Raw genomic sequence first — 16,365 nt, forward strand, 5'->3', positions numbered from 1 at the left:
GCGAAGGACAACAACAAGCAACTTCGACAACACCTGAGGACAACAACAATGATTATTTATGGTGTGGCTCTGCTGGCGGTGTGCACGCTTGCCGGCGTTATCGTCGGCGACTTCCTGGGCGTGCTGCTGGGCGTCAAATCCAACGTGGGCGGGGTCGGTATCGCCATGATCCTGCTGATCTGTGCGCGGCTGTACATGCACCGCCATGGCGGCATGAGCAAGGAGTGCGAGTTTGGCGTCGGCTTCTGGGGCGCGATGTACATTCCGGTGGTGGTGGCCATGGCGGCCCAGCAGAACGTGGTCACGGCCCTGCACGGCGGGCCGGTGGCGCTGCTGGCGGCCGTCGGCGCGGTACTGGTGTGTGGCGCGACCATCGCGCTGATCAGCCGCAGCCACCGCGGTGAACCCTTGCCCGCACTGGAGCCCACACCCGAAACACCTGTGCAGGTTGCCCCTGCAGGAGGGCGCTGATCATGTGGCCGATCATTGACAATGCCTTGGAACACAACGGCCTGATCACCGCGTTCGCGGTTGTTGGGGCGATCATGTGGTTGTCGGTACTGATGTCGAAATACCTGACGTTCGGCCGGGTGCACGGCTCGGCGATTGCCATCGTCATTGGGCTGGTGCTGGCCTGGGTTGGCGGTACCGTGACCGGCGGGCAAAAGGGCCTGGCGGACATGGCGCTGTTCTCTGGCATCGGCCTGATGGGTGGGGCGATGCTGCGCGACTTCGCCATCGTCGCCACGGCCTTCGAAGTGCAGGCCACCGAGGCGCGCAAGGCCGGGATGATTGGCGCCGTGGCGTTGCTGCTGGGCACGGTGCTGCCGTTTATCGTCGGTGCGGCGGTGGCCTATGCCTTCGGCTATCGCGATGCCGTAAGCATGACCACCATTGGCGCGGGCGCAGTGACCTATATCGTCGGGCCGGTGACTGGGGCGGCGCTGGGTGCGAGCTCGGACGTGATGGCCTTGTCGATAGCTACCGGGTTGATCAAGGCCATCCTGGTCATGGTGTTCACCCCGGTGTCGGCACGCCTGCTGGCCCTGGACAACCCGCGTTCGGCCATGGTGTTCGGTGGTTTGGCTGGGACGGTGTCGGGGGTGACCGCGGGGTTGGCGGCCACGGACCGGCGGCTGGTGCCGTACGGCGCGCTGACCGCGACCTTCCATACCGGCTTGGGCTGCTTGATGGGCCCTTCGATACTGTATTTCTGCGTACGTGGCTTGATGGGCTGACCCACCCTTCACGCCCTCTGTGTGTGAGCAGCCTTGCGCTGCGAAGAGGCCCATACTAGCGGCGACTATCTACGGTGTTGTCACCGACCTCTTCCCAGCACAGGGCTGCTCCTACCCGCAGCCCCATCCCCCGAATCGGGGAAAACCGCTGGGGAATCCTCCCCAATCTGTTTCGGTTCGCGCCGTAACTCACCAAAAAATATAACAATTCTCATCTGGCATATACCTTGCTGAACCTCCACGCAGAGACCCTGTGTTCCGGAGGTGCAGCATGTCGACCCCGCTCAAAGGCCCCGTCCTGTCATCCCTTGTCCTGGCCCTACTCGGCTGGGAAGCGACCAGCGAGGCAGCTGTGCAGTGCCAGCGCACCCTGGTTGCCAATGTGGTCGCACTGGACCAGCCGCTGATGTTCAACCGCCTTGGCGCGCAAAACGCCAATGGCATGATGTTCGCCCTGCGCGAAGATGTCGTGGACGAGCACCAGGTCCCGCTTGGTAAAGGCGGAGCCGCAGTGCCTGGCAAAGTCACCTTGCGCCCGGACAAACGCCCACGGCCAATCGTCTTGCGGGTCGCTGCCGGTGACTGCCTCACCGTCAACCTGACCAACCTGCTGGCCTACCAGGCCAACCCCAACAAGCACGGTATCGACCACGAAGAAAACGAGGCCGAAGGTGAGGAAGAAGAAGGGCCGGAAACCGAGTTCGAGAATGAAGGCGGTGAGCACTTCGTTGCGGATGAACAAGTCAGCGACCGCCACGTAGGTTTCCAGGTCAACGGCATGCAAGCCGTCAACAGCATTGGCGACATCGCCGCCAACACCGGCCGCAACGGCAACTTCCTGGTGTCGCCGGGCAACACCCGCAGTTACACGCTGTATGCCGAACGCGAAGGGGCCTTCGCCGCCACCAGCCAAGGCGCGACCTTCGGCGGCCAGGGCGGTGCCGGCAACGTTGCCAACGGCTTGTTCGGCCAGGTGGTGGTGGTGCCCAAAGGCGGGCGCACCTTCCGCAACACCCTGACCGAAGAAGAAATGCGCCTGGCCACCACGGGCCGCACCCCCACCGGCCAACCTGTCATCGATTACCAGGCCCGGTACCCGCAGGCCGAGCCCTGGATCACCGAAGGCAAGGCCGGCAAGCCGATCATCGCCATGGTCGATGGCAACGAGATTCTCAACAGCGAGACCGATGCCATCGTCATGGGCCCCAACCCAGACGGCAGCTTCCCCCGTTCGACCTACCCACTGGAGAGCGTTAACAAGCGCAACCCGGCGCTGCCCAACCGGCTGGATGCGTTCCGTGATTTCGCCTCGCAGTTCGCCGACGAAGTGGCCGGCACCCAGGCCTTCCCCGGCTACTGGGCCGACCCGATCATGGGCCACGTGCTGGAGCCGACCCGCGATTCGTTCATGATCAACTACGGCTCGGGCGGGATGGGCGCTGAGGTTGTGGCCAACCGCCTGGGCGTGGGCCCGATGCATGACTGCCTGTCGTGCGCCTACGAGGAGTTCTTCCTCAGCGCCCACACCGTGGGCGATATCGGCACGTTGGTGGACGTGCCAGCCAACGTCGGCCTGGAGAACATCCGCCCCGGCGAAACCCCACCGGCCAATGCCGTGGGCGTCAAGGCCAGCATGGCCCTGTACCCGTCGGAGCCGGCCAACGTCCACCACAGCTACATTGGCGACTTCACCAAGTTCCGTAATACGCACAATGGTCATGAACAGCACATCTTCCACTTGCACGGCCACCAGTGGCTGTTCAACCCTAACGACGACAACTCCGATTATGTGGACGCCCAAGGCATCGGCCCGGGCATCGGGTACACCTACGAGATCGCCAACGGCGGCTCTGGCAACCGTAACCGCGTAGCCGGCGATGCCATCTATCACTGCCATTTCTACCCGCACTTCGCCCAAGGCATGTGGGCCATGTGGCGGGTGCACGACGTGTTTGAGGAAGGTACCCGGCTGGAGGTCAGTGGCCAGGATGCAAACGGCTTCCACAGCACGCCGTTTGCCCTGCGCAGTGGCAAGCCAGCCGTCGGCGCACGGGCATTGCCGGACGGTGAAATCATTGCCGGTACGCCGATCCCCGCCATCGTCCCGCTGCCGGGCAAAGCCATGGCGCCGATGCCGGGCAAGGTGGTCGTGGTGCCTAAGCTTGCAGAGCAGTGGGTGGCCGCAAATGAGCAGGACGATGATGAAGAGGAAGAAGAGGGCGACGATGACCATGGCCACGGGGCAGCTGCGCCCAAGGCTGTCGGCTCCTTGGCCCTGGTCGACCGTAGCGAGACCAACCGCAACGCCGACGGCACCTTGAAAAACCCAGGCTACCCGTTCTGGATCGGTGGCATGGAAAGCAGCGTCGGCCAGCGCCCACCGACCCCGCCGCTGGACATGCTCGACCCTGCGCTTGCCCAGCAACTGAAAAACAGCGGCAATGCCCTGTGGGCCAACCTAGACCCCAACCAGGTCGATGGCTGGGATGGTGGCCTGGGCCGGCACGCGCTGGATGGCATCTCGGCCGGTGGCGAAGCATTGACCACCACCACCAAGCTGGATTTCTCCAAGGTGGTGCACAAAGCCAAGCCGATCTACCTGCCGGAAGAGGGCACCGAAGTCGAACAGGCGGCCATGAAGTTTCACGCCAAGGCTGAGCACCCCAGCTATGCGCTGATGCCGGGCAGCCAGCCGGTGGCGCGCAACTTCCGCACCAATGGCGCCTTGCCGACGGCCGGGGCACCGTTCTTTGAGCCGTGCATGGACGACCGCGGCAAGCGCCTCACCCAGACCTCGGGCATAGGCGAGTTCGCCAGCGGTGAAAGCTTGACCGGCATGAGCTTCCGGGGTGCGTCTGCCTTTACCGCCGACCGCCCGCGCATCTACAAAGGCGCCAACATTCAGTTCGATGCGGTCTACAACAAAGTGGGCTACCACTTCCCGCAGGCGCGCATCATTGCCCTCTGGGAAGACGCCTGGCCAGTGATCACCAAGCAGCGCCCACCCGAGCCGCTGGTGATGCGCATGAACACCTTCGATTGCACCATGTACCAGCACACCAACCTGATCCCGTCCATTTATGAGATGGACGACTACCAGGTGCGCACCCCAACCGACGTGATTGGCCAGCACATCCACCTGCCCAAGTGGGACCTCACCGCGGCCGACGGTTCGGCCAACGGCTGGAACTACGAGGACGGCATTCTTTCGCCCGGCAGCGTGGTCGAGCGCGTGCATGCCATTCGCGCCTACAACGGTTGCACCGAAGGCGATAGCCGAGACGGCACCGCCGCCTGCCCAAGCGCCAAGCAGCACCCGTACTTCGGGCGCTTTGGCCGGGCCGACTGGCTGGGCGCGCGTACCGCCATGCAGCGTTGGTTCGCCGACCCTGTGGTTAACGTGCACAACGTCGACCGCGGCCTGGGCACCATCTTCACCCACGACCACCTTGGCCCATCGACCCACCAGCAACTGGGCCTGTACGCCACGGTACTGGCCGAACCTGCCGGCTCCACCTGGTACCACGCCGAAACCGGCGAGCAGCTGTACAACCCGGCTGCGCGTCAGGACGGTGGGCCAACCTCGTGGCAAGCAGTGATCAAGACCGGTGACCACGATGGCGACGGCAAAAACGACAGCTACCGTGAGTTCTTCCTCGAGTACAGCGACTTCCAGCATGCCTATGAAGCCGGCGTGTACGTGGGCGCGGGGCCGGACGGTATTCCCAATGGCCAGTCGTACCCGGCCACGGCCGACAGCTTCCGCTACGCCATCAACCCACCGGTACGGCAGAAAGCCTCGTCGCTGCTCGAATCGGTGGTCGAGTCGCGCGGTGGCCTGAGCCCTGGCTGCCCAAGCCGGCCGTGCCCACAAGCCATTTCGGTGGATGACCCAGGCATGTTCGTCGTCAACTACCGTAACGAACCGCTGGCCCTGCGCGTGTTCGACCCCAACAAAGTGGCCCCGGACGGCAAGCGCGGCATGCAGGCCGACGGCCTGGGCGGTGACCTGAGCTATGCCTTGCAGAGCCGCACCGACCGCGCCATCCCAGCGATGAACATGGCGCCCTCGGCGATCACTTCGGCGGTCGGCCCAACCGGTGGCACTACGGTGTTCCCACCACACATCAACACCGCCGGTAGTGAGCCCGGTGACCCGTTCACGCCGCTGCTGCGCACCTACTCGGGTGACAACGTGCGCTTGCGCATGCATGCCGGTGGCCATGAAGAGGAGCACAACGTCACGCTGCACGGCGTCAAGTGGCTGCAGAATGGCTCGGGCTTCGGCAGCAGCTCCAACTCGGGGTGGAAGGCATCGCAGATGATCGGCATCTCCGAGCAGCTGGGCTTCATGGCGCCGGTGTCGATGATTTCCAGCTCTGCGGCCACCAATGGCGACTACTTGTACTCGCTGGACGCGGCACTGGAAGGCTACTGGAACGGCATCTGGGGCATCATGCGCAACTACACCACCTTGCGCCCGGACCTGTTCCCGCTGTCGAACAACCCGCAGCCGGTGGCCATGCGCAACACCGTAAACTTTGATGGCATCTGCCCAAAAACCACCAGCAACGCCAATGGCATTGGTACCCGCGCCACGGTCAAGCGCAGCTACGAGATCGTTGCCGCACTGGCCAACGACATTCTGGAGAACCGCCACGGGGTCAGCATCACCGACCCGGCCGGCGTCGGCCAGCATGTCGGTGGGCCGCTCAAGCCTGGCGGTGGCACGCTGGTGTTCAACAGCCGCAAGACCAGCATCCCGCAGGTGACCGTGGTGGATGAGGAGGACGGCACCACCTTCACCGTTGGCGGCCACAGCGCACCACTGCACGACCCGACCGCGGTGCTGTATGTGCGCAAGGCAGACCTGGACGCGACCACTGGCAAGCTCAAACCCGGCGTGCCGGTAGAGCCCCTGGTGCTGCGCGCCAACGCCGGCGACTGCATCAGCATCACCCTGGAAAACCGCCTGCCGCTGGTGATGCCCGACCTGCCAAGCACGGCCGTGATGCAGAACGTGGTCAAGCGTGACCGTAATGGCAGCGAAGGCTCCACAGCGTTCAACAACAACCTGATGCGGCCGTCCAGCCATGTTGGCCTGCACGCGCAGTTGCTGGCCTACGACATCACCAAGTCCGATGGTGCCAACGTCGGCCTCAACCCGGTGCAGACCGTGCCGCCGCGTGCCGGCAACAGCGGTGCCTACCCGAGCAAGGTGTACCAGTACTACGCCGGGCACCTGGAACGTGAAGGCAAGCCGGTGCTGCAACTGGGCCGCACGGTGGACAACATCAACACCACGGCGATCGAATTCGGCGGCCTGAACCTGACCCCGTCCGACTTCATCAAGCAACCGCAAAAAGGCCTGGTGGGCGCCATGAGCATCCTGCCGCAAACCGCCACCTTCACCGAGGACACCGCCAGCCGTGCCCAGGCCACGGTAAAAGTCAGCGGCCAGCCGGACTACCGCGACTTCGTCACGGTGTGGCAGCGCTCGATGAACATGCGCTGGGCTGACGGCCGCCCCGTGGAAGGTATCGCTACTGAAGGCAATGGCGTGCCGGGCGATCCGAAGGACAACGGCAACATGGCCATGAACTACAAAACCGAACCGCTGTGGTTGCGCTTCGGCATGGCGCCGGACGCACCGTTCGGCCACGCCGACGGCAATGGCTTCGCCGATGTGCCAAACGCCCACATGGCCTACAGCAACGCCCTGGTTGGTGGCGACCCGCAAACGCCCGTGCTCTGGGCCAAGCCCGGCCAGCCGGCACGCAGCCATGTGCTGATGCCCAGCGGTGGTAGCCGCGGTATCACCTACCAGCTGGACGGGCACCTGTGGCCACTGCACGCCTACCAGGCCGAGAAGAACGACGCTGATGGTTACCCGATGAACCTGCCAGGCATCGGCTCGGTGCGCTTCGGCTTCAACCCGATGTCGATCTACATCGGTGCCCAGGAAAGCGTACTGCCAGCGGCGCACTTCAGCTTCATGCTGCCCAGCGCGGGTGGTGCCAACGCGGTGCCGGGGGACTACCTGTTCCGCGACTATGCCGCCTACGGCAACCTCTCGGGGCTGTGGGGGATTTTGCGGGTCAGCAACGAAGCGCCGCCCGCAACGGCTGCGCCACAATAACGACACGGGAGTGCGAGCATGAACAAGAAGACTCGCCCTGCTTACTTGGGGGTACTGCTGGGAGTGGCACTGATCGGCCTGGGCGTGGCGTATGAGCAGCTCTGGTGCGACCCACGCGAGCTGCTGCAGGAGCCTGCCGACCCGCAGGCCCTGCACCGGCTCAGCCGGGACGGGGTAACCGTGGAGTTCGAGGCGCGGCCGCTGGCCGGGGGCGAGCTGCGCGAAGGCGCCTTCGCCAACGTGCGCTTCAAGGTCAGCGACCAGACCAGCGGCCAGCCGCTGTCGGGCATGGCGCCGGGGGCCTGGATCGACCCGGCCCAGTCGGCACCGGTCGGCGACCGCGACCAAAGCTGCAAGGCCCGCGTGGCGCTGTTTCTGAAAAGCAGCATTGGTGCCCGGCCATTGCTCGACCTTAACAGCTACTTCCTGTTGATGCTGAACAAGGACGCCAGCCTGACGGTCATCGACCCAACGGTTTCGGTGGGGGGCGTCACCAGCACCATGGCCCGTATCGAACTGCCAGGCAGGCCTATGGACTGGGCGGCCACCGGCGACGACAAGCAAGTGTTCGTGTCGATCCCGGAGCGCGGCAAGGTATCAGTGATCGATACCGAGACCTTCACCCGCGTGGCCGACCTGGATGCCGGCGACCAACCGACGCGGGTGGCGCTGCAACCGGACCAGCATCGGCTTTGGGTGGGCAACAACAGCAGCGACCCGGCCAAGGGCGGGGTAACGGTGATCGACGTGCCCGGGCGCAGCACTCTCAAGTCCTTCGCCACCGGCTCTGGGCACCACGAGATCGCCTTCAGCAGCGAATCGCGCTACGCCTTTGTCAGCAATCGCGACAGCGGCACCTTGAGCATCATCGACATCCCTGAAATGCGCCTAGCCAAGACTCTGGAGGTGGGGCCGCACCCGCTGTCGGTGAGCTACTCGGCGCTGTCCCAGGCGGTCTATGTGGTCGACGGCCAAGAAGGCACGGTGCGGGTCATCGACGCCCGCAGCCATCAACCGCGCCACACCGTCACGGCGGAACAGGGCCTGGGCCCGATGCGTTTTAGCAGCGACGGGCGCTACGGCATCGTGCTCAACACCCTGGAGAACCAAGCCTTGGTGATCGATGCCAGTACCGACACGCTCATCCACCGCATCCCGGTGGCGGCCGAACCCTACCAACTGACCTTTACCAAGGGCTATGCCTACGTCCGCGGCCTGGCCTCGCCCAAGGTCAGCATGATCAACCTGAGCAGCCTTGGGGAAGGGCGTTCGCCGATCGTCCAGGGCTTCGACGCCGGCCCTGCCGCGCCGCGCCAAGCCGGTGATCTGCCGCTGGCACAAGGGTTATCGGTGTCGCGTGACGACAACTCGGTGTTTGTGGTCAACCCGGTGGACAACACCACCTACTTCTACGCCGAGGGCATGAACGCGCCGATGTCGGGCTACAACAACCGCGGCCACCAGGCCCGCGCCGCCATCGTCGTCGACCGCAGCCTGCGCGAGGTGGCCCCAGGGGTGTACGGCTCGACGGTGAAACTGCCGGCGGCCGGCAAGTTCGACGTGGCCTTCCTGCTCAACCAGCCGCAAATCATCCACTGCTTCAGCACCGATGTGGGCGAGGCGCCGAATGCCCGCAAGCACAAGGGCGCGCATGCCGAGTTCCTTGGCCTAGAGCAGCCTTTGCCGCAGCACAGCGCCTTCACCGCACGGGTGCGCATCGTCGGCGACGACGGTGAACCGCGCCTGGGCCTTAACGACCTGAGCCTGCGCTACTTCCTGGCGCCGTCGTCGATGCCGCGCAACCTGCGCCTCGAAGAAGTGGGCGAGGGCGTCTACCAGGCGGCCTTGACCCTGCCTGAAGCCGGCGCCTGGTACCTGCATGTGCAGTCACCGTCGCTGGGCCGCAAGTTTGCCGAAGAGAATTACACCAGCCTGCGCGTCCTGCCGGCCTCGGCCTCCACGGCGTCCCAAGGGGACGCTTCCCAGATGCAAACCAGGAGTGTGCGATGAACGCCAAGCATGCTTTCACACGGCTGGGCCTGAGCCTGGCGCTGCCCCTGTTGTTGTCCAGCAACCTGGCCCTGGCCCATGCCGGGCATGACCACAGCGGCCATGCCGAGCAACCGCCCGCCGCGCGACAGGAGAAAGCCAGTGTGCGCTTTGCCGATGTCTCGCTGCTGGACCAGGACGGCATGCCCGTGCGCCTGGAGAAGGACCTGGTCGGCGATCACCTGGTGGTGATGGGCTTCATCTACACCAGCTGCACCACGGTGTGCCCGGTGGTGTCGTCGATCATGGGCAAGGTCCAGCAGCAGTTGGGCGGCCGTGTGGGTGAAGAAATCCACCTGGTGTCGATCAGCGTCGACCCCCAGCGCGATGATTCCAAGCGCTTGCAGAGCTACGCCAAGGCCTTCCAGAAAGGGCCGGGCTGGAGCTGGCTGACCGGTACGTCGTACGCCATCACCGAAACCCTCAAAGGCCTGGGCAGCTTCAGTGCCGACCTCAACCAGCACCCGCCGCTGATTCTGGTGGGCGATGGCCGCAGCGGCCACTGGACCCGCTACTACGGCTTCACCGACCCGGCGGTACTGGTCGCGGAAATCAACCGCCTCAGCGCCCGCCGGGTGCATGCCAAGAGCACGGCCATCGCCGAACACCATGCCGACCACACCGGCGACCATAACGAGGTGCAACCATGAGCCATCTGATCTCCCGCCGCGCCGGCATGCGCGGTCTCGACTGGCTGGTACTGGGCGGTTGCCTGTGGATTCTTGCCTCGGTCGCATTGGCCCATGAAGGCCATGCCCAGCAGGCGCCCGAGCCGCAGGCAGCGCCCCAGGCGATGACCAGCGGCGGCGGCACCCGCGATGCCCAGACCTGGTTCACCGACACCGTGCTCAAGGACCAGAATGGCCGCGATCTGCGCTTCTACAGCGATGTGCTCAAGGACAAGGTGGTGATGCTTAACGTCATCTTCACCCACTGCACCGACGCCTGCCCGCTGATCACCCGCAAGCTGCGGGAGGTACGCGAGGCCATGGGGCCGGCGCTGGCCGGGCAGGTGACGTTCGTCTCGATCAGCAGCGACCCGCTCAACGACACCCCGGCGGCGCTCAAGGCCTTTGCCGAGAAGCAGGGCGTGGACGGCCCCAACTGGCTGTTCCTGACTGGCGACAAGGCCAGTGTCGACCTGGTCCTGGGCCGCATCGGCCAGTTTCTGCCCAGCCCCGAACAGCATTCCACGCAGCTGATTGCCGGTGACGTGGCAGGCAAGCGCTGGAGCAAGATCCGACCCGATGCGCCCCCGATGGCGATCGCGCAGCGCATGCAGCTGCTGGCCCAGCCCTTGGCAGGGCGGTGATTGCCATGGCGCGATCCCTGTGGGTGCGGCTTCTGTGGGAGCGGCCTTGCGTCGCGAAAGGGCTGCCTGGCAGCCCCTGCAATAGCTGCTGTGACCCAGAAAGCTGGGAGCGCTACGCGCTCCTATCGCGACACAAGGCCGCTCCCACAGGGAATTGCGCAGGCCTTTCGATCTGCTTGGCATTACTCCTCGGCCTGGCACCCTTTGCTTCAGCGCTGGCCCTCGATCTCACTGCCAATGAACAGGCCGGTAAACGCCTGTACCGCGAAGGCCAGTCGAGCAGCGACGCACAATTGCTGGCACGCGTCGGCTCCAGCGACATGAGCGTCCCTGCCAGCGTCTTACCCTGTGCAAGCTGTCACGGCGCCGACGGCCGCGGCCGCGCCGAAGGCGGTGTTCGCCCGCCGAGCCTCGACTGGCAACGACTGGCCCTGGGCCAGGGCGAGCGGCAGGCCAATGGCCGCAGTTACCCGCGTTACACCGACGCCAGCCTGGCCAGGGCGATCCAGCAGGGGGTGGACCCTGCCGGCAATCGCCTGGACGCCGCCATGCCGCGTTTCGATTTGACCCTGGCCGACCAGCGCAACCTCACCGCCTACCTTAAACGCCTGGCCGATGAGCGCGACCCGGGCGTGGAGGAGGGCGTGCTGCGCCTGGGCACCTTGCTGCCGGGCTCCGGGCCGCTGGCCGAAGCAGGGCACGTGGTGCGCGCAGTACTGGAAGACGGCCTGGCGCAACTCAACCAGCAAGGCGGTGTGCACGGGCGGCGCCTGGAACTGGTGGTGCTCGACCCTGGCAGCGACGCCGACAGCGCCGAGCAGGCCCTTCGCCAACTGCTGGACAAGGAGCAGGTGTTCAGCCTGATCACCCCCCTGGCACCCATGCTCGACCAGCGCCTGACCGCTGTGTTAGCGCAGCAGAACGTGCCGCTGATCGGCAGCACCCCGCGCAGTGGCGGCAGTGCGCAGATCTTCGACCCGCTGCCGGGCTTGCCTGCGCAACTGCTGAGCCTTGCCGGCCACGCCCGTGACACCTTGGGCCTCGCCCCAGATGGCTTGCGTGTGGTGTATGCCGGTGACGAGCAAGCGCCGCTGGCCGAGCAGGTGCGTGAACAGCTTGTGCAGCAAGGCTGGGCCCCCGGCGCCCTGCAGCCCTTCGATGGCCAGGCGGTGGACGGCCAGGGCATCGTCTTCGTTGGCCGCGCCCAGGCCTTTGCCGAGTTGGCTGCCGCGTTGCAGGCGACAGGCCGCCAGCCATACCTGTTTGCTGCGTCCAGCCAAGTGGTCGGGGCCGTGGCGAACTTGCCTGCGCAGTGGTCGCAGCGCGTCTACCTTGCCTACCCATTCGTGCCCGAAGACTGGACCGAGCAGGGCCTGGCGACCCTCGCCGGGCTGCAACAACGCCAGGGACTGGACCCGCGTCAGGCGTCCTTGCAGGTCAACACCCTGTGCGCCCTGCGCTTGCTGACAGAGGCCCTTAAACAGATTGGCCGAGATGCCAGCCGCGAGCAACTGATCACGGCCCTGGAGGGCCTGCACGACGTCACTACCGGCCTCACGCCAGCCCTGGGCTTCGGCCCCGGTCGCCGGCAGGGCATGGCCGGTGCCCACGTGGTGGCGGTGGCCTTGCCCGGGCCGCGCTTCACCTCGGTCACCCCGTACCGGCCAGTGCCGGACACCCCTTGAGCGGAGGTTGCCATGCGTACCCTATTGCTGTGCCTGTTGCTGCTGGTCGCCAAGGTGAGTTGGGCCGATGTGCCGGCCGCGCGGGTAAACGGTGTCGAGATCGATGTGATGCGCCTTGAGCGCTACTTCACGGAGTACCTCGAAGCCCAGGGCCGCGCGGTGGCCAGCATCCGCAACCCGACCTTGTACAAGCGCCTGCGCGACCAGGCCTTGGACGAGCTGATCGACAAGGAGCTGCTGTGGCAGGAGGCCCAACGCCAGGGCATTGGCATCAGTGATGAACAGGTGTCTGCCCAGGTTGGTGAAGTGGAGGCGGCGTTTGGCAGTCCGACAGTGTTTGAAAGGCGTCTGGCGCAGGCAGGCTTTGATAGGGCAGAGTACGCTGATTACACCCGCCGCGAGCTGGCTGCCCAGCGGGTGTATGCCCAGCTCAGCGCGGTCGACGCGCCCAGCCAGGCCGAGGTGGAGGCCTTTTACATGGCCAATCGACAAAGACTGCAAGGAGCGCAGAACCAAAGTGATAACCCTTCTGTCATACGTGAACAGGGCCTGGTCTTGGCCAGGGCCTCGCTCATCGGGCAATTGCAGGCGCAAGCGCGGCAAGCTGTGCGCCAACGTTTGCGCGAATCCGCTAAAGTGGAAATCGCCGACTGAAGGCCCCGATGGCGTTTCCCCAAAGCTGGGGAATAAAGACTTGGCAAAGTGCCATCAGGTCCCCCGGATGTGGGGAACCGGGCGAGCTCGCCTGCTCGCTGCGCCTGGGATGTTTTCGGGCATCCTTGCCAGATCAACGACTTACAGTGGTGCAGCATGACTATTCACGCCTGGCACGAAGCCTGCTCAAGCCTTATCAAGGCCGCACTTCGCAGACCGGGAAACCGGGCAGTATTTGGGAGTCGACCTTGGTGAACAGAGTATTGGTAGTCGATGACGAACAGACTCTTGCGCAGAACCTGCAGGCGTATTTGCAGGCGCAAGGCCTGGAAGTTCATGTTGCCCACGACGGTGCCAGTGGTATCGAGCAGGCTGAACGCCTGGCACCGCAAGTGATCGTGCTGGATTACCGCTTGCCCGACATGGAGGGTTTTCAGGTACTGGAGACCGTGCGCAAGAACAGGCAGTGCCACTTCGTGCTGATCACCGCCCACCCGACCGCCGAGGTCCGTGAGCGAGCCGCCGAACTTGGCGTGACCCATGTCCTGTTCAAACCGTTCCCGTTAGCGGAACTGGCGCGCGCGATCCTCGACCTGATGGGCATCGAGCGCCGGCGCAGGGCCACGGACAACCCGGCAGAAGGGTTCGTCGAACGACGCCAGACCAGGAACGAATCGTTCCCCCTGCAGTTGTACGATGGTAGCTGGGTACTGGCCGACCGCCGCCGTAATGGCGCCAAGCCCCCAGGTCCGGATGACGAACAACTGCTCACAGGGGAATAGCGGCGCCCGCTGCCCTGGCTGAGCCAGCCTGCGACGCGCCCCTGAGCGGAGTCGCAGGCCATGCCCGAAGTACTCGAGATTGTCGGTTTTACACGCGAGCTGCTGGCCCAGGCCCGTTTGCAAGCCAGTGACGAACGCCTGCTCAATTGCCTGGAGCGCCTGGCTAACGACACCCCGGACACCTTCACCCGCCGCCTCGGCATCACCCTGCATTATCCCGTGCTGCACAGCCAGGCGCTGCTGGCCAGCACCCCCCGCTTCGACAAGGTCAGCCTGGCCCAGTGCCTGAAACGCGAGTTCGTGCTGATCGAGCAGGGTGGCGAACTGCTGGGTGTGTTCGCCGACCCCTTCGACCCTGCGCGCCTGGCCTGGATCGACGATGTGCTGCAAGGCGCGCCGCTGTACCTGGCGCACGCCGCCGAGCTGGCGACGTTTCTGGCCCGCCATGAAGAAAGCTTCCACGCGGTCGATGCGCTTGATCACGACAGTGATGCCAGCAGCGAAAGCGACCCGCTGCAACGGCTGTCGCTGACCAGCATCAGCGAAGACCAGAGCCGCGTGGTCAAGCTGGTCAACTCGACCCTCTACGACGCCCTCAAACTGCACGCCAGCGACATTCACCTGGGCATGACCGGCCAGGGCCTGACCATCAAGTACCGTATCGACGGTGTGCTCAACGGCGCCGGCAAGGCCAGCGGCAGCGCCTTCGCCGACCAGGTGATCTCGCGCATCAAGGTCATGGCCGAGCTCGACATCGGCGAGAAACGCGTGCCCCAGGACGGCCGTTTCAAGGTCGCCGTGGGTGAGCGGCAGATCGACTTCCGGGTCTCGATCATGCCCAGCATCTTTGGCGAAGACGCCGTGCTGCGGGTGCTCGACAAACAGGACCTTTCCGACAAGGTGAGCGGCGTGCAGTTGCAGGCCCTGGGCTTTGCCGACGAAACCCTGCGTGCCTTGCGCCGGCTGGCCGCCGAACCCTATGGCATGATCCTGGTCACCGGCCCCACCGGCAGCGGCAAGACCACCACCCTGTACGCCATGATCAGCGAGATCAACCACGGCGTTGACAAGATCATCACCATCGAAGACCCGGTCGAATATCAACTGCCCGGCGTGTTGCAGATCCCAGTCAACGAGAAGAAGGGCCTGACCTTTGCCCGCGGCCTGCGCTCGATCCTGCGCCACGACCCGGACAAGATCCTGGTCGGCGAGATCCGCGACCCGGACACTGCACAGATCGCCGTGCAGTCGGCCCTGACCGGGCACCTGGTGTTCACCACCATCCACGCCAACAACGTCTTCGATGTGATCGGCCGCTTCAGCCAGATGCAGGTCGACCCCTACAGCTTTGTCTCGGCGCTCAACGCCATCCTGGCTCAGCGCCTGATTCGCCTGGCCTGCCCACACTGCGCCAGCGCCTGCGAAGTGGACGATGAAACCCTGCTGGCCTCGGGCCTGACCCGCGCCGCCGTCGCTGGCTGGACGTTCGTCCGCGCCCAGGGCTGTGGCCAGTGCCGCGGCAGCGGGTATCGCGGCCGCAGCGCCATCGCCGAGCTGCTGCACCTGGACGATGACTTGCGGCAGATGATCGTCGAACGCCGCCCCCTGTCGCAGATCAAGACACTCGCCTGCCAGCGCGGCCTGCGCTTGCTGCGGGCCTCGGCCCTGGACCTGGTCCGTGACGGCCGCACCACCCTTGAGGAGATCAACCGTGTCACATTCATTGCGTGATCGTGCTGCTCATAAATACTGTGCCGTGCTCGGCGCCGAGGGTGTTGGCCTGGGTTGCTGGAAAGGCAATCAGCACCAGTGGCTGGGCAGCCGCGAATTCAGCTGCGACGCCGCCCAACCGGCCTGGGAAGCTGCTGTCGAAGCGCTGGGCGCACTGCTGGCCGAGCACGCCGTACGCGGCGCCCAATTGCGGGTGTTGCTGTCGGCCCGCTACAGCCGCTTCTGCCTGGTACCGTGGAGCGATGCCATTGGCCATCCACGCGAGCTGGATGCTTATGCGCGGGCCTGCTTCGAGAACCTCTACGGCCAGTCGCTGGGTGACTGGCGCATCGTCCTCTCGCCGGAGCCGGCAGGTGCCGCACGCATTGCCACGGCGTTGCCTGAGGCCTTGCTGCAACGGCTGCAGGCGCTGGGCCGGGAAAGCCGCCTGAGCCTGCGCTCGGTGCAGCCGTACCTGATGGCGGCCTACAACCGTTGTTCGGCGCAGCTGGCACAAGGCGACTTCCTGTTCGTCCTCGCCGAGCCGCGCCGCAGCGTGCTGTTGCTGGCTGCTGGCGGTGCCTGGCAGCAGGTGCTGGCGCAAGGCTGTGCCGATACCGACCAGGCCCTGCAGGCGTTGATTGAGCGTACCTGCGAGCTGTACGGCGAGCATCTGCCACGGGTCTACCTGCATGCGCCCGGCCGCGGCGACGTGCCGCAACTGGCAGCGGTGCAGCTGTGCCAGCCGGCCAGCGAAGCCGACCCCCTGTGCGCCATGTGGCGGGCGGTGGCCTGA

General features: G+C 65.3%; 11 protein-coding genes. All 11 read left to right on the forward strand.

What is annotated here, in order from left to right; translation table 11 throughout:
• Positions 1-48 precede the first annotated feature (48 nt).
• The 11 genes from madL (at position 49) to MFF34_RS11200 (ending at position 16,365) form a co-directional block, all read left to right on the forward strand.
• Positions 49-471 carry a malonate transporter subunit MadL gene (madL, locus tag MFF34_RS11150; RefSeq protein ID WP_027593479.1) on the forward strand — a complete coding sequence of 141 codons (423 nt, stop codon included), beginning with the start codon at positions 49-51 and terminating at the stop codon, positions 469-471.
• A 2-nt stretch (positions 472-473) separates the two neighbouring features.
• Complete coding sequence (gene madM / locus MFF34_RS11155; RefSeq protein ID WP_027593478.1) at positions 474-1,238, forward strand: malonate transporter subunit MadM; 765 nt, start codon at positions 474-476, stop codon at positions 1,236-1,238.
• 271 nt (positions 1,239-1,509) lie between these two features.
• Positions 1,510-7,377, forward strand: a complete 5,868-nt coding sequence (mnxG, locus tag MFF34_RS11160) for a manganese-oxidizing multicopper oxidase MnxG (protein ID WP_238213532.1) — start codon at positions 1,510-1,512, stop codon at positions 7,375-7,377.
• A gap of 18 nt (positions 7,378-7,395) precedes the next feature.
• A complete protein-coding gene (locus tag MFF34_RS11165; RefSeq protein ID WP_238213534.1) occupies positions 7,396-9,387 on the forward strand; it encodes a cytochrome D1 domain-containing protein in 1,992 nt (663 codons plus the stop codon).
• Entirely contained in the window at positions 9,384-10,076 is a 693-nt protein-coding gene (locus MFF34_RS11170) for an SCO family protein (protein WP_238213536.1), read from the forward strand. The genes MFF34_RS11165 and MFF34_RS11170 overlap by 4 nt, the downstream gene beginning before the upstream one ends.
• Positions 10,073-10,738, forward strand: coding sequence for an SCO family protein (locus tag MFF34_RS11175; RefSeq protein ID WP_027593475.1), 666 nt, complete (start codon positions 10,073-10,075; stop codon positions 10,736-10,738). The genes MFF34_RS11170 and MFF34_RS11175 overlap by 4 nt, the downstream gene beginning before the upstream one ends.
• Before the next feature lie 194 nt (positions 10,739-10,932).
• Complete coding sequence (locus MFF34_RS11180; protein WP_238214409.1) at positions 10,933-12,423, forward strand: ABC transporter substrate-binding protein; 1,491 nt, start codon at positions 10,933-10,935, stop codon at positions 12,421-12,423.
• A 12-nt stretch (positions 12,424-12,435) separates the two neighbouring features.
• A complete protein-coding gene (locus MFF34_RS11185) occupies positions 12,436-13,077 on the forward strand; it encodes a SurA N-terminal domain-containing protein (protein WP_238213538.1) in 642 nt (213 codons plus the stop codon).
• Between the two features lie 248 nt (positions 13,078-13,325).
• Complete coding sequence (locus MFF34_RS11190; protein ID WP_172960411.1) at positions 13,326-13,859, forward strand: response regulator; 534 nt, start codon at positions 13,326-13,328, stop codon at positions 13,857-13,859.
• Positions 13,860-13,919: 60 nt separating this feature from the next.
• Positions 13,920-15,590 (forward strand): GspE/PulE family protein, encoded by a 1,671-nt coding sequence (locus MFF34_RS11195; protein ID WP_238213540.1) that lies wholly within the window; start codon positions 13,920-13,922, stop codon positions 15,588-15,590.
• Positions 15,571-16,365, forward strand: coding sequence for a hypothetical protein (locus tag MFF34_RS11200; protein ID WP_027593470.1), 795 nt, complete (start codon positions 15,571-15,573; stop codon positions 16,363-16,365). The genes MFF34_RS11195 and MFF34_RS11200 overlap by 20 nt, the downstream gene beginning before the upstream one ends.

Origin of the sequence: Pseudomonas sp. PAGU 2196, from assembly GCF_022179005.1 — a bacterium.
Lineage (GTDB): Bacteria > Pseudomonadota > Gammaproteobacteria > Pseudomonadales > Pseudomonadaceae > Aquipseudomonas > Aquipseudomonas kermanshahensis.